The 19,211-nt window shown below is 70.6% G+C and carries 10 protein-coding genes and 1 pseudogene; all 11 read right to left on the reverse strand.

Going from position 1 to position 19,211, the window contains the following annotated elements; all coding sequences use genetic code 11:
- Nucleotides 1-250, reverse strand: a pseudogene (locus FCG67_RS20130) (pyridoxal 5'-phosphate synthase lyase subunit PdxS); the annotation flags it as partial.
- A 66-nt stretch (nt 251-316) separates the two neighbouring features.
- The gene (locus FCG67_RS20135; RefSeq protein ID WP_136911452.1) at nt 317-1,354 is read right to left on the reverse strand and encodes an NUDIX hydrolase; all 1,038 of its coding nucleotides are present in this window, start codon (nt 1,352-1,354) and stop codon (nt 317-319) included.
- Entirely contained in the window at nt 1,351-2,481 is a 1,131-nt protein-coding gene (locus FCG67_RS20140; protein ID WP_136911453.1) for a glycosyltransferase family 4 protein, read from the reverse strand. Before FCG67_RS20140 ends, FCG67_RS20135 begins: the two co-directional genes overlap by 4 nt.
- A complete protein-coding gene (locus tag FCG67_RS20145) occupies nt 2,478-3,380 on the reverse strand; it encodes a phosphatidylinositol mannoside acyltransferase (RefSeq protein ID WP_136911454.1) in 903 nt (300 codons plus the stop codon). Before FCG67_RS20145 ends, FCG67_RS20140 begins: the two co-directional genes overlap by 4 nt.
- Nucleotides 3,377-4,057, reverse strand: coding sequence for a phosphatidylinositol phosphate synthase (gene pgsA, locus FCG67_RS20150; RefSeq protein WP_136911455.1), 681 nt, complete (start codon nt 4,055-4,057; stop codon nt 3,377-3,379). Before pgsA ends, FCG67_RS20145 begins: the two co-directional genes overlap by 4 nt.
- An 85-nt stretch (nt 4,058-4,142) precedes the next feature.
- The gene (locus tag FCG67_RS20155; protein ID WP_027499599.1) at nt 4,143-4,682 is read right to left on the reverse strand and encodes an ATP adenylyltransferase; all 540 of its coding nucleotides are present in this window, start codon (nt 4,680-4,682) and stop codon (nt 4,143-4,145) included.
- Nucleotides 4,679-6,730 (reverse strand): threonine--tRNA ligase, encoded by a 2,052-nt coding sequence (gene thrS / locus FCG67_RS20160; RefSeq protein WP_136911579.1) that lies wholly within the window; start codon nt 6,728-6,730, stop codon nt 4,679-4,681. Before thrS ends, FCG67_RS20155 begins: the two co-directional genes overlap by 4 nt.
- 89 nt (nt 6,731-6,819) lie before the next feature.
- Complete coding sequence (locus FCG67_RS20165; protein WP_136911456.1) at nt 6,820-7,608, reverse strand: (2Fe-2S)-binding protein; 789 nt, start codon at nt 7,606-7,608, stop codon at nt 6,820-6,822.
- Nucleotides 7,609-7,610: 2 nt separating this feature from the next.
- Nucleotides 7,611-8,012 carry a TIGR02611 family protein gene (locus FCG67_RS20170; RefSeq protein ID WP_136911457.1) on the reverse strand — a complete coding sequence of 134 codons (402 nt, stop codon included), beginning with the start codon at nt 8,010-8,012 and terminating at the stop codon, nt 7,611-7,613.
- Between the two features lie 47 nt (nt 8,013-8,059).
- A complete protein-coding gene (locus FCG67_RS20175; RefSeq protein ID WP_136911458.1) occupies nt 8,060-8,560 on the reverse strand; it encodes a DNA-deoxyinosine glycosylase in 501 nt (166 codons plus the stop codon).
- A 65-nt stretch (nt 8,561-8,625) separates the two neighbouring features.
- Entirely contained in the window at nt 8,626-19,209 is a 10,584-nt protein-coding gene (locus tag FCG67_RS20180; protein WP_136911459.1) for a type I polyketide synthase, read from the reverse strand.
- Nucleotides 19,210-19,211 lie beyond the last annotated feature (2 nt).

Raw genomic sequence — 19,211 nt, forward strand, 5'->3', positions numbered from 1 at the left:
CCGCGGAGATGATGCCGTCGATCATGTCCGGATCACTCATCCGGGACACGCCGCCCTGCGCGCGGATGTCCGCGGGCACACGCTCGAGGGCCATGACCGCCACCGCACCCGCATCCTCGGCGATCTTCGCCTGCTCTGCATTGACGACGTCCATGATGACCCCGCCCTTGAGCATCTCGGCCATGCCGCGCTTGACGCGGGCCGTGCCGGTGGTCGGGGCGGTATCAGGGGTGCTCACGGCATACTCCATCGGTAGTGACCTGTCAGGGGAACTCGTTCAATTCTAGGACGATGCGGGTTTCTGCCGGTCGGCCGGTCAGCGAATCGATCGGACCTCGGGTTCGACCAGCCTTGCGACCACGACATTCGCCTCCTCGAGGAGGTCCGGCAGCTCCTCCGGGTACACCACCTCGCCGGTCGCGGCGATCTCCCGGATCTCGCTCGGGCTGCACCAGCGGTGGCCGGTGATCGCGCGCCGTTCGAGGTCGGTGAAGCCGCTGCGCGTGGGGGTGAACTCGGTGGTCTGCAACGCGAAGAACAGCTCCTCGGAGCGGATCAGCTCGCCGTCGTAGGGAAACACCGCGACCCGGCGCCACATCGGCCCGCGCAGCACCGCCTGGTCCACCGACAGCCCGGTCTCCTCGGCGATCTCCCGGACGGCCGCCGCCCGCAGGGTCTCCCCCATCTCGACGGCGCCGCCGATGGTGAACCAGAAGTAGACGTCGGGCACCTGCGGGTCGTGCCCGCGCAGCAGCAGCACCCGGCCCTTCTCGTCGAGCAGCACCACGCGGGAGGACGTCCGCGTCTCGTCCACGTTCAGACCGGCGCCCACCACCGGGGCGGTGCGCTCGGCGATCTCGAAGTAGGTGGGCAGCGGGGCGGTGCCGCCGAGGTGCAGCCAGCGCACCGGTCGCCGGGTCCGCAGCGCGAGGGTGTCGCGCACCGCGTCGTTGTGGAAGCGGCGGGCGATCAGCACCCGGGCCTCGGCATCGGCCAGCTCCGCCACCAGCTGGGGCGGCAGCGCCTCGGCCGGCACCGCTGCCAGCGCAACGGACAGCGCGTTCTCCTCGGTTTCCCGATGTCCGCGATCGGCCCGCTCGGCCTTGATCGCCAACGCCGCCAGGGCTTTTCCGTCCGGTACCGGGGCGTCTCCACCGGTCGCGAGCGCGGCGGCCACCGCACGGGCCACCACCGACCGGCGCGCGAGCGAGGAGTCGAGCGCCTGCCAGGACAGGTCGGAGCGCACGTGCAATCGGTCGAGCCGGTTGGCGGTGCCGTATGCCCACACACCGATCGTGATGATCACCGCGGCGATCAGCGCGAGGATGAGGATCGAGGTCGCGGAGAAAGTCACGAGCGGACCTCGACGCCGACGCCGCTGCCGCCGACCGTCACCGTCTCGTAGACGCGCAGGATCTGCTCCGCGACCACCGGCCAGTCGTACTCGGCCACCACCTCGGTGGCCGTGCCGACCAGCGCGCGACGGCGGTCCGGGTCACTGAGCACCGAATCGATCGCGGTGGCCAGCGCGGCCGAATCGCCGACCGGCACCAGCATTCCGGCGGTGCCGTCGCGCAGCACCCGACGGAAAGCGTCCAGTTCACTGGCCACCACCGCAGTGCCCGCCGCCATCGCCTCCACGAGCACGATGCCGAAACTCTCACCGCCGAGGTTCGGCGCGCAGTAGACGTCCGCGCTGCGCAGGGCCGAGGCCTTCTCCGCGTCGGTGACCTGGCCCAGCAGCCGCAGGTGCCCGGCATACCTGCCTGCGTCCTTACGCAGCCTGTCCTCGTCCCCGCGGCCGACGACCAGGATCTCCAGGTCGGGATGCTTCGCGACGAGCTCCGGCAGCGCCTCGAGCAGCACCGCCATGCCCTTGCGCGACTCGTCGTAGCGACCGAGGAACAGCACAGTGCCGCCCGGGCGCGGGTACCCGGGCAGCGGGTCCGCATTCGCGAACGCGGGCACATCGACGCCGTTGGGGATCTCGACGGCATCCGAGCCGAGCGACTCCATCTGCCACCGCCTCGCCAGTTCGGAGACGGCGATGCGGCCGCTGATCTTCTCCAGGTACGGCGCGAGCACGCCCTGGAAGGTGCTCAGCACCAACGACTTCGTGGTCGAGGTGTGGAACGTCGCGACGATCGGGCCCTCGGCGATCTTCATCGCCAGCATCGACAGGCTCGGCGCGTTCGGCTCGTGGATGTGCAGTACGTCGAAATCGTTGTCGACGATCCACCGACGGACCCGCGCATAGGAGACGGGGCCGAAACTCAACCGGGCCACCGACCCGTTGTACGGGATCGCGACCGCCCGGCCTGCCGAGACCACGAAGTCGGGGAGCTCGGTGCCCTCCGAGGCGGGCGCCAGCACGCTGACCTTGTGTCCCCGTTCGATGAGCACCGATGCCAACTCGACGACGTGGGCCTGCACCCCACCCGGCACGTCGAACGAATAGGGACAGACCATCCCGATCCTCATGGCGATTCCATCCGCGCCAGCCTGCCCTCGGACAGGTCGGCGAGCCACAGCGGCTGGAGCATGTGCCAGTCGGCCGGGTGGTCCGCGATGTTGGCGGCGAAGCGGTCGGCGAGGGCCTGGGTGGCCGCGGCCACCCCGCCGGCGGTGTCCACCGGAGGATCGACCTGGAAGCCCCAGCCGTCGCCCTCGAAGTAGCAGTGCACCGGCAGCAGCGCGGCGCCGGTCTCGATCGCGAGCTTGGCCGGGCCTGCCGGCATCCGGGTGGGTTCACCGAAGAACGTCACGGGCACACCGTGTTTGGCGAGGTCGCGCTCCCCCAGCAGACACACCAGCCGGTTCTCGCGCAGCCGTTCGGCAAGCTGCTCGAACGGCGGGCGCTCGCCGCCGCTGAGCGGGAAGATCTCGAAGCCGAGACTCTCCCGGTACTCGAGAAACCGCAGGTACAGCGACTCCGGCTTGAGCCGCTCGGCAACCGTCGTCACCGTGCCCCAGTGCTGCACGGCCCACACGCCCGCCATGTCCCAGTTGCCGCTGTGCGGCAGGGCCAGCACCACGCCCTTGCCGTCGGCCATCGCCTTGTTCAGGTGTTCCTGACCGTGCACCAGGGAATCGAGCCGCCTGCCCAGCTCCTGCTGATCCATCGCGGGGAGCCGGAAGGCCTCCCGCCAGTAGCGTGCATAGGAGCGCAACGAGTCCCGGATCAGCTCATCCGGCACCTCAGTGGCGGGTACCCCGAGCACCCGTGCCAGGTTGCGGCGCAGTTGATCCGGGCCGCCGCGACGGGCCGCCCGATCCGCGCCCAGGTTGAACAGCGACTCCGCCACCCCTTCCGGCAGCGCGCGGACCAACCGCCACCCGGCGGCGTAGCCGAGGTCGCTTACCCGTTCGGTCCAGCTCACGTCGTCGGCGCCTCTCCGCTCTCCGCGGTGCCGTTCTTCATCGGCAGCGGATCCCGCGCACCCGGGGCGTTGCGCACCTGCAGCACCCGCTGGAACACGGTGACGATGCTCGCCACCGCCAGCAGCCACATCGCCACGTAGACGGCCCATTCGAGCCAGTCGATACCGAAGTGTCCCGCGAGGCCGGTCAGGCCGGAGCCGAGGAGGACGATCACCAGGCGGTCCGACCGTTCGATCAGGCCACCCTCCGCGGACAGTCCGCTCGCCTCGGCGCGAGCCTTGGCATAGGAGATGACCTGCGAGGTGACCAGGCAGATCAGGGTCGCGACCAGCAGCGACCTGCTGTTCTCGTGGTACACCGCCCACCAGGCGAGGCCGGCGAAGATGGCACCGTCCGCGATCCGGTCACAGGTGGCGTCCAGCACCGCCCCGTACCGGGTTCCGCCGCCGCGTTCGCGCGCCATCGCGCCGTCCACGAGGTCGAACAGGACGAACGCGGCGATCACGATCGCGCCCCAGAACAGGTGCCCGGAGGGGAACAGGGTGACCGCGGCCACCACACTGGCCGTCGTGCCGAACACCGTCACGACGTCCGGGGACAGCCCGACCGCGACCAAGGCCTTACCCACCGGCGCGATCACCTTCGACACCGCGGCGCGCCCGAGAACGCTCAGCACCTGTCGACCCCCGTTCCTGTGCTGGAAGAGACCCGATTTCGAGTTGATCTCGTCAACGATCCTGCCATGACGCAGGCGATACGGCTCACGCGTTCCAGGCTGCCGAGAGCAGCGCCCTGGTCTCGCGCAGGAGCTGGGGCATCACCTTCGCCCCACCGACGACGGTGATGAAGTTCGCGTCGCCACCCCAGCGCGGGACGATGTGCTGGTGCAGGTGCTCGGCCAGCGAACCGCCCGCCGCGGCACCCAGGTTCAGCCCCACATTGAAGCCGTCCGGACGCGAGACCCGCTTGATCACGCGGATCGCCTGCTGCGTGAACGCCATCAACTCGGCCGACTCCTCGGGGGTGAGGTCCTCGAGCGCGGCGACGCGACGGTAGGGCACCACCATCATGTGGCCGGGGTTGTACGGGTACAGGTTGAGCACCGCGTAGACGTGCTCGCCGCGGGCGACGATCAACCCTTCCTCGTCGCTCATCTTCGGGATGTCGGTGAACGGTCCCTCGCCAGGGGTCGTGACCTTCGGCGCCTCGGCGATGTACGACATCCGGTGCGGCGACCAGAGTCGCTGCAGCCGGTCCGGATCACCGGGGCCGGTGTCGACGACCGAGCCCTCGTCGCTCATCCGAGGCCTCCGAGCAATTCGGCTGTGGGCGAGGCGTTCTCGCGCCGCGCGATCCATCCGGTGATCGCCTCGACGGCGTCCGCCACCGCGATGCCGTTGATCTGGGTGCCATCGCGGAAACGGAAGCTGACGGCGCCCGCCTCCACGTCCCGCTCGCCGGCGAGCAGCATGAACGGCACCTTCTGCGTGGTGTGGTTCCGGATCTTCTTCTGCATCCGGTCGTCACTGACGTCCACCTCGGCGCGGACACCGGCGGACTTGAGCTTGGCCACCACACCGAACAGGTGCTCCTCGAAGGCCTCGGCGACGGGGATGCCGACCACCTGCACGGGCGCAAGCCACGCCGGGAACGCGCCCGCGTAGTGCTCGGTGAGCACACCGAAGAACCGCTCGATCGAACCGAAAAGGGCACGGTGGATCATCACCGGCTGATGCTTGGCGCCGTCGGATCCGGTGTACTCGAGGTCGAACAGGTTCGGCAGGTTGAAGTCGAGCTGGATGGTGGACATCTGCCAGGTACGGCCCAACGCATCCTGCACCTGCACCGAGATCTTGGGGCCGTAGAAGGCGGCGCCGCCCGGGTCCGGCACCAGGGTCAGTCCGGACGCCTGGGCGACCTCGGCGAGGGTGTTGGTCGCCTCCTCCCAGACCGCGTCGTCGCCGACGAACTTGTCCGGGTTCTTGGTCGACAGTTCGAGGTAGAAGTCGTCGAGGCCGTAGTCCTTGAGCAGACCGAGCACGAAGTCCAGCGTGGTGGCCAGCTCGTCGCGCATCTGCTCACGGGTGCAGTAGATGTGCGCGTCGTCCTGCGTCATGCCGCGCACGCGGGTCAGGCCGTGCACGACGCCCGACTTCTCGTAGCGGTAGACGGAGCCGAACTCGAACAGTCGCAGCGGCAGCTCCCGGTACGAACGCCCGCGGGAACGGAAGATCAGGTTGTGCATCGGGCAGTTCATCGGCTTGAGGTAGTAGTCCTGGCCCGGCTTGCGCACGGTGCCGTCCTCGTTGAGCTCCGCGTCGATGTGCATCGCCGGGAACATCCCGTCCTTGTACCAGTCGAGGTGCCCGGAGGTCTCGTACAGATCGCCCTTGGTGATGTGCGGGGTGTTGACGAACTCGTACCCCTCCTCGACGTGGCGCTTGCGGGAGTAGTCCTCCATCTCGGTGCGGATGATGCCGCCCCTGGGGTGGAACACCGGCAGACCGGAACCGAGCTCGTCGGGGAAGCTGAACAGGTCGAGCTCCGCACCCAGCTTGCGGTGGTCGCGACGCTCGGCCTCGGCGATCAGCTCCATGTGCTTGTCGAGCGCCTCGCTCGACTCCCACGCGGTGCCGTAGATGCGCTGGAGGTCCTCGCGGTTCTGGTCGCCGCGCCAGTACGCGGCCGAGCTGCGGGTCAGCTTGAAGGCGGGGATGTGCTTGGTGGTGGGGATGTGCGGGCCGCGGCACAGATCGCCCCACACCTTCTCGCCGGTCCTCGGGTCGAGGTTGTCGTAGATGGTCAGCTCGTTGCCGCCGACCTCCATCACCTCGGGGTCGTCGATGCCCGACTTGTCGTCGATCAGTTCGAGCTTGAACGGTTCGTTCGCCAACTCGACGCGGGCGTCCTCGATGTTCTCGACAACGCGCCGCGAAAAGCGTTGCGAGCCCTTGATGATCTGCTTCATCTTCTTCTCGAGGCGGGTCAGGTCCTCTGGGGTGAACGGCTCGTCGACCCGGAAGTCGTAGTAGAAGCCGTCCTTGATCGGCGGGCCGATGCCGAGCTTGGCGTTCGGGAACTCCGACTGCACGGCCTGGGCGAGCACGTGCGCGGCGGAATGCCGGATCACGGTGCGGCCGTCGTCCGAGTCGGCCGCGACGGGCTCGACCAGTGCGTCCTCCTCGGGAATCCAGGACAGGTCCTTGAGCTGGCCCTCCGCGTCGCGGACCACGACGATGGCGTCGGCACCCTTGCCGGTGAGCCCCGCCTCCCGAACCGCCGTACCGGCGGTAGTCCCCGCGGGCACCCGGACGTGGGCGGCTGAGACTGCGGATGCGGGCGTGGTCACGGCGATGTGCTCCTCGATGTTCTGCGCCGACTCGAAGACGGCAGCTCGGTGAGCCCTCATGCTATCGGCACGCGGAACGGGCGGGCCTGTCACCCGAGCAGCGCGCCGAGCCGCGCCGCTCGGACCGACGGCTGCTGACGGGGGCAGCTGGTGCACTTGACGCCCTCGGCGGCCACCGGATCGGGCTCCGTCTCGTAGATCAGGCAGCAGGACGACCTGCGGATCACCCGCCGGGAACCCGGTGCAGGTGCGCCACACGGGTCAGCACCGGCCGGTCCCCCGCGCCCGACGTCGACGAACCGGGGGCGCGGCATCTCGGCACCGATCAGGTCGGCCAACCGCACCGCCAGCGCGCTGCCGAGCACCGGGCCGCCCAGCGCGGTGCCCGCGTCCAGCGCACGGTTGCCCAACGAGTCCGTCGCGATCGCCCACAGCGAGCGCACGCCCGCACCACTGAGTTCGCTCAGCGCCGCGATGATCGGGGCGAGCGCGGCGCCGAGCCGCGCGGCCAGTACCTCGTCGTCGTGGATGCCTGCCTCGGAGCGAATGGTTCCCAGGTACCCGTCGGGCCGCAACGTACAGGTCAGCCCGTCCAGGGCCGGGTCGGGCGCAAGGCCCGTCGCCAGCAGCATCGAGGCGGGCACCGACAGCAGCGTCGAGCTCGCCGAATACCACCACAACGTCGCAGAGACGCGGACGTCCTCGCAGGCCCAACGCCGCGCGGTGTCGGCGATCCGCGCCGCCAGCCAGTCGCGGTCCACCAGGACGCTGCCGGGGTGTTCGACCGCGCCCGGCGCGGGTACGGTCGCGTCCCGCAGCGACGGGATCGCCGCGACCACTCGCTGGTAGGCCTCGACGAGTTCCGGATCCGTCGCCACGGCTAGAGCGGGCTCTCCAGGAGCGGGTGCTCGATGCCAACCCAACCCGCGATCAGCCCGAGAGTTCCCAGCACCCACAGGGTTCCGATCACGATGGCGCACGTCAGCAACGCGGACAGCGCCTTCACCACGACCGATTGGCGGACGAACCACGCCATGAACCGGTCGTAGCGCTCCCGCGCGAACCGGAGCAGGCGGTGTGCCCACGCGAACTCCGAGGCGAGAATGCCGAGCCCGGCGAACACGATCAACCAACCAGGACCGGGGTACGGAATGGTGATGATGCCGACGACGAGAACCACGGTGCCGACGACGCCGACGCAGATCCGGTAGGCCAGGTTCAGTGCGGTGTTGCCCGCGATATCCCGCCGCAGGCGCCTCCACCGGTTCTCAGTCGTCACCACCCGGCCAACAGTACCGACGGGCGGGGCACGGCGCGCCGGTCGTCGAGCTACCTGGTGACCGCCCGCCACGCCTCGAGTTTGTCCGCCACCGGGGTGCCCGCGTTCGCCGGACTCGTCGACGGCAGCCGCGCCATCGCGACCGACGCCGGGTGCAGGCCGCGCGCGACGACGGCGCGCCGGTACGCCTGTTCGGCCTTGGCGCCGTTGAAGAAGACCCGGCCGATCCGAGGGTGACGCTCGAACAGGGCCGCGAAGTCGTTGGCCACCTCGGAATCGGGGTCGATGCTCGAGTCGAGGCTGCCCTCCCGCCTGCACAGCTTCAACACGTCCCACAGCGCGATGCCCTCGTCCTGAAGCCGCTGCAGCCGCTGCGCGTACGTCTGCCGGGGGCCCGCGTCGAAGAGCTCACCCATGATCGGCCAGAAACTGTTGCGTGGATTCGCGTAGTACATGCCCGCGGCCAGCGACGGGATACCCGGCATCGACCCGAGGATCAGGGTGTCGGCGCGGTCGTCGAGTACGGCGGGAAAGCTGTGGACGACGGTCATGGGCGTCCATTACACCCCAATATCGGCACGAGAAGAAGGGGCCGGTGTCCCTCACCGGCGCGGATTCAGAGGCCGCGATCGATCAGGTCGAGGATCTCCTCGCTGGTCGCCGCGTGAATCTTGTCGACCGCGTCGGCGCGCGCACCCTCGCCCGTGCCGACCTCGGCCAACAGGTTGGCCAGGCGCTTCGCGAGCGCCGCTCGGGCCTCGGTGTCCTCTCCGAGCTCGGCGATGGTCGCGCGAAGCCGGTCGACGTCGGCGAAGGCCACCGACACGGGGTCCGGGACGAGTTCCGCGCGCAGGAACTCGGCAACGGCACGGGAGCTCGGGTGATCGAACACCAAGGTGGGCGGCAACCGCAGCCCCGTGGCCGCACCGAGGTGGTTGCGGAGCGCCACCGCGGCGAGCGAGTCGAAGCCGAGTTCCTTGAACGCCTGATCGGGGTCGACCGAGTCCGCAGCGTCGTGGCCGAGCACCGCGGCGGCTCCTGCCCTGACCAGTTCGAGCATCAGGTGCCGCTGTTCGGGAATCGACAGGTCGGCCAGTCGCTGCGCCCAACCCGACGGCTCGGACCCGCTGGATCCGGCCGAGCCCGACCCCGCGGCGCGCCTGCGCGGTTCCCGGATCAGGCCGCGCAGCGGGGCAGGCACGTAGGGTCCGGCCGACCCGGAGAGGTCGAACCGGGCGGCGGCCACGGCCGGAACGCCTGCGGCCAGCGCGTTGTCGAAGAGGGCAAGGCCGTCGGGAGCGGACATCGGAACCATGCCGCTGCGGCGCGCCCTGGCCAGATCGATCGCCCCGAGGTTGTCGGTCATGGTGCTCGGCGGTGCCCACATGCCCCACGCGATCGACACCGCGGGAAGACCGAGGGTGTGGCGGTGCCGGGCGAGGGCATCGAGGTACATGTTCGCGGCCGCGTAGTTCGCCTGTCCGGGGGCCCCGAGGACACCGCCGAGCGAGGAGAACAGCACGAAGGCCCGCAGCCCGGATGTCGCGGTCAGCCGGTGCAGGTGCCAGGCCGCGTCGACCTTCGGCCGCAGCACCGCGTCGACCCGCTCGGGGGTCAACGAGCCAAGGGTGGCGTCGTCGATCACGCCTGCCACGTGGATCACCGCGGTCAGTGGGTGCTCCTGAGGGATCCCTTCCAGCAACGCCGCGAGGGCCGGCTCGTCGGAGGTATCACACGCGAGGATGCTCACCTCGGCGCCCAGGTCGGCGAGTTCGCGCCGCAGCTGGTCGCAACCCTCGGCGGCGGGTCCGCGCCTGCTGGTCAGCACCAGATGCCGCGCCCCGTGCGCCGCGACCAGGTGCCGGGCCACCAACGACCCCAGGGTGCCGGTGCCCCCGGTGACGAGAACGGTGCCGTCCTCATCGAACGGCGCCGATGTCTCGACTGCGGGCATCCGCCGCAACCGGGGTGCGAGCAGGGCGCCGTTCCTGGCCGCCAACTGGGGTTCGCCGCTTGCCGATGCCGACGTGATCGCGGCTTCGACATCCGACGCGTCGTCGAGGTCGATGAGCACGAACCGGTCCGGGTTCTCGTTCTGTGCGGACCCCACGAGTCCCCACACCGCCGCGGCCGCGAGGTCGGTGCCCGTATCCCGGTCCTGCCCGTCGTCGGTGAGCATCGCGTTGTGGGTCACGATCACCAGCCTGCTGTCGGCGACGATGTCATCGTCCAGCCACTCCTGCAGCAGGCCCAGCACGCGGGCGCACAGTTCGTGGGTTGCGTCCGGACCGTCTTCGCCCCCTGTCCCGCATCCGACCAGCACCGTCCACGCGAGCCGGTCGCCGTCGTCGGGGACGGACTCCATCGCGGCCCGCAGCGCCGCCAGGTCGCGATGGTGGGGAAACGCCGACCCGTCGCCCGGCCACCCGGAGCCGAGGACGACCACCGGTCCCGGTGCCGGCTCCGACGAGGTGCCCTCGACCGGGATCCAGGTCAGCCGGTGCAGAGGCGGGGCCGCCCTGCCGCCCGCACCCGCCCCGTCGACGGCCCTCGGCACCACCCGCAGCGCGTCGACGGTCAGCACAGGCTCGCCTCGGGGGTCGGCGAGGGCGACGCGATATCGCCCGTCCTCGCTCGCCTCGGACCGCACCGACACCGCCTCCGCTCCGACGGTGTGCAGACGGATTCCCGACCACGTCGTAGGCCAGCCGTCCCACCCGAGGATCGGCTCGAGCGCGGCCTCCAACAGCTCCGGATGAATCCCGTAGCCGGACGCGTCGGTGCCTTCCTCCAGACGCACCTCGGCGTCGACATCACCCGGAACCTGCTGCCCGGCAACGGCGGCGGGACCCACGACGTCGTCGATCGTCGCGGAGGCGTTCCGGACCCAGGCTTCCTGGCCGTCGGCCTCGGCCGCGTTCGACGAGATGGTGACGGTGCGACCACCGGTGGCGTCGGTCGGCGACACGAGCACTCTGATCGATGCCTGCCCCGGCGACGGGAGGGTCAGAGGCTGGTGCAGCGTGAGCTCGTCGATGTGGTCGAGGCCGATGTGGTGGGCCGCGTGCAGCGTGAGTTCGACCAGCACCGCGCTCGAGACCGACTGCGGAGCGTCGGGCGACGGCGGCTCACCGTCATCGACCGGTGGCGGCACGAGCCACGAATCGCGCGGCAGCGAGAGCTGCCCGGTGAACATCAGCGCGCCGTCGTCGAGGCTCACCGCCGCGCCGAGCAGCGGATGATCCGCCGGGCCGAGCCCCAGCTCCGTCGGATCGCCTGCGCTCCGCATCGACGTCGACGGCCAGAAGGAACGACGCTGGAATGCGTAGGTGGGCAGGTCGACCCGGCGACGCCCGGGCAGTACCCGATCCCAGTCGACCGGGACGCCCTGCACGTAGGCCGCCGCGACCGCCGCGATGATCCCGTGCGCCTCGTCTCCGCGTCCGGGCAGCGTGGCGATCGCGTTCGGGACGACCTCCGCGGCGAGCGCGGTCAGGGTCGCGCCAGGGCCGACTTCGACGAGGCGGGTGACACCGAGCTCGTCGAGGGCGCGAATGCCGTCGTGGAAGCGCACCGATTGCCGGACGTGCTGCGTCCAGTAGTCCGGGGACACGAGTTCCTCGGCGGTGGCGACACGACCGGTGACGTTGGAGATGACCGGCACACTCGGTGGCTGTGGCGTCAGCCTCGACACCACGGCGGTGAACTCGTCGAGGATGGGGTCCATCAGGGTGGAATGGAAGGCCCGCTCGACCCGCAGGCTCGTGGTCTTCAGGCCGGCGGCGGACAATTCGGATGCGATGGTGTCCAGATCGCGTTCACCGCCCGCGAGCACCACCGATTCGGCACCGTTGACGGCCGCCAGATCGACCCGGTCGTCGATCCGTGCGAGCACGTCCTCAGCCCCCGCGCGGACGGCGATCATCGCGCCCGGCTTCGTCGACTGCATCAACCGTCCGCGCTCGCCCACCAGGGCGGCGGCGTCTGGCAGGCTGAACACTCCCGCGACGTGTGCCGCGGTGATCTCTCCGATCGAATGGCCGATCAGGTAGTCCGGGGTGATGCCCCAGTCCCGCAGCAGCCGATAGAGCGCGACCTCGATGGCGAACAGGGCCGGCTGGGTGTACTCGGTGCTGTCGAGCTTGGCCGCTCCGCCCTCGGCGTCGTCCCAGATCACCTCCCGCACCGGGATTTCCACATGCTCGTCGAGTGCGGCGCAGACCTCGTCCAGTGCCTCCGCGAACACCGGATACTCCTCGTAGAGGCCGCGGCCCATCCCGATCCGTTGCGCGCCCTGGCCGGTGAACATGAAGGCCGTCTTGCCGCGGACACTGTTCCCCGCGATGACATTTTCGCTCGGTCGCCCCTCCACGATGTGGGCCAGGCCGTCGCGCAGGTCGGTGAACGTCTCGCCGATCACCGCGGCGCGATGGGCGAACCCGGATCGGGTGGTGGCCAGGGAGTAGGCGACATCGGCGGGATCGGGGAGTTCTGCTGCGTTGTCGAGGAACTCGGCCAACCGAGCGGCCTGCGCCCGCAGCGCGTCGCCGGTCTTTCCGGAGAGAACCCAGGCCAGCGGCGAGGCCGACCGCGGCGAGAGCTCGGGCGCGGGGAAGTCGGGTGGTTGTTCGAGGATCAGGTGCGCGTTGGTGCCGCTGATGCCGAACGACGAGACCGCCGCGCGACGGGGCCGCCCGGTCTCCGGCCACGAAACAGGTTCGGCGAGCAGCGAGACCTCTCCCGCCGTCCAGTCGACGTGCCGGGTCGGGGTATCGCCGTGCAGGCTCGGCGGCAGCACCCCGTGCCGCATCGCCATCACCATCTTGATCACGCCCGCGACCCCGGCCGCGGCCTGGGCGTGGCCGATGTTCGACTTGACCGAGCCGAGCCACAGCGGCCTGCCCTCGCGGTCCTGCCCGTAGGCGGCCAGCAGCGCCTGCGCCTCGATCGGGTCACCGAGCGTCGTGCCTGTGCCGTGGGCCTCCACGGCGTCGATGTCGGTGGGTGCGAGCGCCGCATCGGCCAGCGCCTGGCGGATCACCCGCTCCTGGGACGGCCCGTTCGGTGCGGTGATCCCGTTGGAGGCCCCGTCCTGGTTGATCGCCGATCCGCGGATGATCGCCAGCACCCGGTGGCCGTTGCGTTCGGCGTCGCTCAGCCGCTCCAGCACCACCATGCCCGCGCCCTCGCTGAGCCCGGTGCCGTCCGCCCGGTCGGAGAACGGCTTGCACCGACCGTCGGCGGCGAGGCCGCGCTGGCGGCTGAACTCGATCAGCACCCCGGGCGTGGACATCACCGTCGCCCCTCCCGCCAGCGCGAGCCTGCATTCACCGTCGCGCAGGGCCCGCGCCGCGAGGTGCATGGCCACCAGCGAGGACGAGCAGGCGGTGTCCACGGTGACCGCGGGCCCGGTGAATCCGAGAGAGTACGAGATCCGGCCGGAGGCAACGCTGTTGCTGGTGCCGGTCATCAGATAGCCCTCGGCGTCGACATTGCGCCTGCTCATCAGGTGGAAGCCGTAATCGCCGCCCATCAGCCCCACGTACACGCCGGTGTCGGTGAGTCCCGGTCCGTTCGGCTGGATCCCCGCCCGTTCCAACGCTTCCCAGGCGCTCTCCAGGAGCAGCCGGTGTTGGGGGTCCATCGCGATCGCCTCGCGGGGGCTGATGCCGAAGAACGCGGCGTCGAACTCGTCGGCGTCGTAGAGGAATCCGCCTTGGCTCATGTAGGTGGTGCCGGCTCGCTCCGGATCGGGGTGGTAGACCTCGGCGAGATTCCAGCCCCGGTTGTCGGGGTACGCGCCCACGGTGTCGTGGCCCTCGCTCACGAGCTGCCACAGGTCGTCCGGGCTGTACACCCGGCCCGGATACCTACAGGCCATCCCGACGATCGCGATAGGGTCCTCGCCCCTGCGAGTACGCGCAGGCCGGGTCGGCTGCGGTGCCGCATCGCCGCCGAGCAGTCGGGCCACGAGCTCCTGGGCGAGCGCATCGGCGGTGGGATGGTCGAACACCACCGTCGCGGCGAGTCCGACGCCGGTGGCGGTCGCGAGCTGATTGCGCAGTTGCACCGCGGTCAGTGAATCGAAACCGAGCTGCTTGAAGGCCCGTTCCGGATCGATCGCCTCCTTGCTGTCGTGGCCGAGTACGGCCGCCACGTGGGTGGTGACGAGGTCAAGGACCCGGCTGTGTCGCTCGCCCGGATCGAGTGCCCTCAGTTCGTCGGCCAGGCCGGTGGGTGATTCGGCGGCGGCGACCCGGCGACGGATCCCGAGGACTCGGCGCAGGATCGGCGGCAGGGACTCGGCATCGGAACGCGAGGGGCGGGTCGAGAGGCGGAGCGGCACGATCAGCGGCCGGTCCACGGCCAGCGCCGCATCGAAAAGGGCCAACCCCGACTCCGGGCTGATGGTGTCGATGCCGGAGCGCTGCAACCGGTCCAGGTCTGCCGCGTTCAGGTGGGAGGTCATCCCGCTCGGCCGGTCCCACAAGCCCCAGGCCAGGGAGATCGCCTGCAGCCCGCGGGCGCGACGGTGTTGCGCCAGGGCGTCGAGGAAGACGTTCGCGGCCGCATAGTTGGCCTGGCCTGCGCCGCCGAGCACACCCGCCGCGGAAGAGAACAGCACGAACGCCGACAGGTCGTGGTCGCGGGTGAGTTCGTGCAGGTGCCAGGCACCGTCCACCTTGGGACGCATGACGGCGTGCAACTGGTCTCGGGTCACCGTGACGGCGGTGGCATCCTCGAGCACCCCGGCAGCGTGGATCACGCCGGACAGGTCGGGGATGTCGGCGAGCAGGGCGGCGACCGCCGCGCGGTCGGCCACGTCGCAGGCGGCCAGGCGGATCTCGGCCCCCGACTCGGCGACATCGGCTCGCAGTTCGGCCGCGCCGTCGGCGTCGAGCGCATGTCTGCCGGTCAACACCAGCCTGCGCACCCCGTATCGCGTCACGAGGTGGCGGGCGATCAGCCTGCCGATGGTCCCGGTGCCGCCCGTGATGAGGACCGTGCCATCCGGACCGAAGGGGGCCGGATCCGCATCGGGTGCGGTCCGGACGGGCGTCTCCGCGGCGAGCATGGGCGCCAGCAGCACGCCGTCCCGGATCGCCAGCTGGGGTTCGTTGCAGGCCAATGCCATTGCCAGCAGTTCGGGATCGGCGGGTTCACCCGCCGATGCATCCAGGTCCACCAGGCAGATGCGGTCCGGATACTCGTGTTGCACCGCGCCGATCAGCCCCCAGGCGGGTGCGGCGGACACGTCGTCGATCGGTTCGCCGTCACGCACGCCAACCCCGCGCCGGGTCGTGACGAGCAGGCGGGTCTGCGCCAGTCGATCCTCGCGGAGCCAGGACTGGACCGCGGTCAACGCTGCCTCCGCCGCCGCGTGCGCCCGGGCAGGCACATCGGGCTCCCCACCCGGCTCGCAGTCCAGCCACAGCACGCGGCCGGAGTGGTCGCCGCCCGCCAGTGCCTCCGCGAGCGGCACCAGCTCCGCCCCGGCCGCCGCGGCCGCGCCCACCGGCATCCACTCCACGCGGTAGAGGTTCTCGCCTGCACCGACAGCAGGAAGTGGGGTGTCCCCGAGCGGCCGCAGTGCCAGCGCATCCACGGTCAAGACGGGTTTGCCCGCCACATCGAACGCGGCCACCCGGTACCGCTCGGGACCGATCGTCGTGACGTGCACACGCAGAGCGGTGGCACCGACGGCGTGCAACTGCACTGCGCCCCAGGCGAAGGGCAGCCGGACACCACTGGCGCCGGAGGCCGCGCCGCCGAGCGCGATCACGTGCAGCGCCGCGTCGAGCACGGCGGGGTGGATCCCATATCCCACGACCGCCTCGGCCGGGTCCTCGCCGCCCAGGCTCACCTCGCCGTACAGCTCGTCGCCGCGGCGCCACGCCGCCCGCAGGCCACGGAAGCTCGGGCCGTACCCGTAGCCGGCCTCGTCGAGCACTCCGTACAGACCCCCGACATCGATCGGCGTGACATCGGCAGGCGGCCACTGCTGTTCGCCGGTGTCCGCGGAGCCCACGGCCGCGGTGAGCGTCCCGGTGGCGTGCCTGGTCCACGGGGTCTCCCCCGACGCATCCGCGGGCCGGGAGTGCACCGCCACCGTGGAGCGACCGCCGTCGCCATCGACGAGGACGCTCACCTGCACCGCCACCTCACCCTCATCCGGGATCAGCAGGGGCGCTTCGATCGCGAGGTCCTCGAGCCCGCCGCGCGCGACGCGGTTCCCCGCGTGCAGGGCCAGCTCCACGAATGCGGTGCCGGGCAGAATGACGGTTCCGTTCACCGCATGGTCGCGCAGCCACGGAAGGCGTTGTGGGGAAAGCAGGCCCGTGAACACCACACCCCGGTCGTCACCGAGCTCGACCGATGCGGCGAGCATCGGATGTCCGCCGGTGTCCATGCCGGTCGACGCGACATCACCGTGCGGCGCGGGACTGTCCAGCCAATAGCGACGGTGCTGGAAGGCGTACGTGGGCAGGTCCACCCAGCGCTTCCGATCGTCGCGCCGAGCCCAGTCGACTCGGTCCCAGTCGATGTGCACCCCGGACACCTGCGCCTCGGCGAGCGCGGCGGTGAACTGGCGCAGGCCGGCGCGGTCGCGCCGCAGGGTGCCGATGGTTCGCCCCGCGACACCCGCCGCGTCGAGGGTCTCCTGCAACGGCACGGTCAGGATGGGATGGCTGCACGACTCGACGAACAATCGATAGCCGTCCGCGGCCAGCGATCTGGTCGCCTGCTCGAATCGGACGGGGCGCCGTAGATTCCGGTACCAATAGTCCGCGTCGAGCGCGGAGCCGTCCAGCGCGCCACCGGTCACCGTCGAATAGAACGGGATCCGCGACCGGCGGGGCGCGATCGAGGCGAGCGCGTCGAGGATCGGATCCCGCAACACCGACACATCCGCGCAGTGCGAGGCGTACTCCACCGCGATCCGCCTGGCCTGGACGCCCTCGCCCTGCAACTGCCCCACCAGCAGGTCGAGCGCGTCGACGGGACCGGACACCACCGTCGCGGAGGGACCGTTCATCGCGGCCACCTCGACGGCGCCCGCCCAGGGTTCGATCTTCGCCCGCACCGCGTCGGCGGGCAGTGCCACCGAGGCCATCCCGCCGCCGCGTCGCGCCGACGCGGCGATCACGCTGCTCCGCGCGGCGACGACCAGCGCCGCGTCGGACAGGCTCAGCGCACCCGCGACGCAGGCGGCGGCGATCTCGCCCTGCGAGTGTCCGACCACGGCCGCCGGTTCGACGCCGTACGCGCGCCACAGTTGGGTGAGGGAGACCATCACCGCGAACAGCGCGGGTTGCACGACATCGACCCGGTCCAGCGAGGCGGGATCGCGATCGCGGAGCACGTCGAGCAGGGAGAACTTCGTGTACGGCGCCAGCGCATCGGCACACTCGCGCACGCTGTCGGCGAACACCGGCGACGACTCGAGCAGTTCGGCGGCCATGCCCACCCACTGCGCACCCTGACCCGGGAAGACGAACACCGGCCGGTCCCCTGCTTCCAGGGCCTGGCCGGTGACCACATCGGGGCTGGGCGCGCCCCGGCCGAGCGCATCGAGCCCGGCCAGCAGGACCGAGGGCTCCGCGCCGATCACGGCGGCGCGATGGTCGAAGGCGGCGCGCGAATCCAGCAACGCCCCGGCCACCTCGGCGGGCGTCAGTTCGGGATGGCCGGCGACGTACTCACGTAACCGCTCGGCCTGGGCGCGCAGCGCGGGTTCGGTGTGACCCGATACGAACCAGGCCACGACCTCGTCTTCGGGGACGGTCGATTCGTCGGGCGAGGGCGAGACGGGCGGTGGCTGCTCCAGCACGACGTGCGCGTTGGTGCCGCTGATGCCGAACGAGGACACCGCCGCGCGTCGGGGCCGATCGGCCTCCGGCCAGTCGCGGTTCTCGGTGAGCAGGGACACCGATCCGGCGGACCAGTCGACGTGCGGGGTCGGCCGGTCGACGTGCAGCGTTTTCGGCAGGACGCCGTGGCGCATCGCCATGATCATCTTGATCACCCCGGCCACGCCCGCGGCCGCCTGCGTGTGCCCGAGATTCGACTTCACCGAGCCGAGCCACAGCGGCCGGTCGGCGGGGCGATCGCGGCCGTAGCCGGCCAGCAGGGCGGACGCCTCGATCGGATCGCCAAGCGTGGTTCCGGTGCCGTGCGCCTCGACGGCGTCGATGTCGGCCGGGCCGAGCCCGGCACTGGCAAGGGCCTGCCGGATCACCCGCTCCTGTGCCTGCTTGTTCGGAGCGGTCAGGCCGTTGCTGGCACCGTCCTGGTTCACCGCACTGCCACGAATCACTGCCAATATCCGGCGACCGTTGCGCTCCGCGTCGGAAAGTCGTTCCAGCGCGACCATTCCCGAGCCCTCACCCCAGGCCGTACCGTCTGCCGCCGCGGCGAAGGCCTTGCACCGCCCGTCCCTGGCCAGTCCGCGCTGGCGACTGAACTCCACGAACACCGCTGGTGTCGCCATGACCGTCGCCCCGCCCGCGAGCGCCAGTTCGCACTCACCGCTGCGCAGCGCCTGCATGGCGAGGTGGATGGACACCAGGGACGAGGAGCACGCGGTGTCGACGGTGATCGCGGGTCCACACAGGCCGAAGCTGTATGCCACTCGTCCGGAGGCGACGCTCATGGCGTTGCCGGTGATGAAGTAGCCCTCGAGGTCCTCGGGCGGCGCCCCGCCCGCCCGCGCCGCGTAGTCGATACCGGACAGCCCGGTGAAGACACCGACCTGGGCACCGTGCACAGACCGCGGATCGATGCCTGCGTTTTCGAAGGTCTCCCAGCTCGTTTCCAGGAGAAGACGCTGCTGCGGGTCCATGGCCAGCGCCTCGCGGGGCGAGATACCGAAGACCTCCGGATCGAACCCGGCGGGGTCGTCGAGGAAGCTGCCCTGCACCGTGTAGGTCTTGCCGGATTGCTCGGCCTTCGGATCGTAGAGGTCCGCGATCCCCCAGCCGCGGTCCTCGGGGAACCCGGTGACGGTGTCCGAACCCGACTCGACCAGGCGCCACAGATCCTCCGGCGACCGGACCCCGCCCGGGTACCGGCAGCCCATCCCGATCACTGCGATCGGTTCGCGGCTGACTCCCTCGGCCTCACGAAGCTTCTCCCGCGTCTGATAGAGATCTGCGGTCACCCGCTTCAGATAGTCGAGGAGCTTCGCCTGATCGGCCATCC

It is taken from the genome of Rhodococcus oryzae (assembly GCF_005049235.1).
GTDB classification, from domain to species: domain Bacteria; phylum Actinomycetota; class Actinomycetes; order Mycobacteriales; family Mycobacteriaceae; genus Rhodococcus_G; species Rhodococcus_G oryzae.

Excerpts from the sequence above, each read along its gene's own strand:
- FCG67_RS20140 (WP_136911453.1), bottom strand. The coding sequence starts at position 2,481 with ATGAGGATCGGGATGGTCTGTCCCTATTCGTTCGACGTGCCGGGTGGG.
- FCG67_RS20155 (WP_027499599.1), bottom strand. The coding sequence starts at position 4,682 with ATGAGCGACGAGGGCTCGGTCGTCGACACCGGCCCCGGTGATCCGGAC.
- FCG67_RS20175 (WP_136911458.1), bottom strand. The coding sequence starts at position 8,560 with ATGACCGTCGTCCACAGCTTTCCCGCCGTACTCGACGACCGCGCCGAC.
- FCG67_RS20180 (WP_136911459.1), bottom strand. The coding sequence starts at position 19,209 with ATGGCCGATCAGGCGAAGCTCCTCGACTATCTGAAGCGGGTGACCGCA.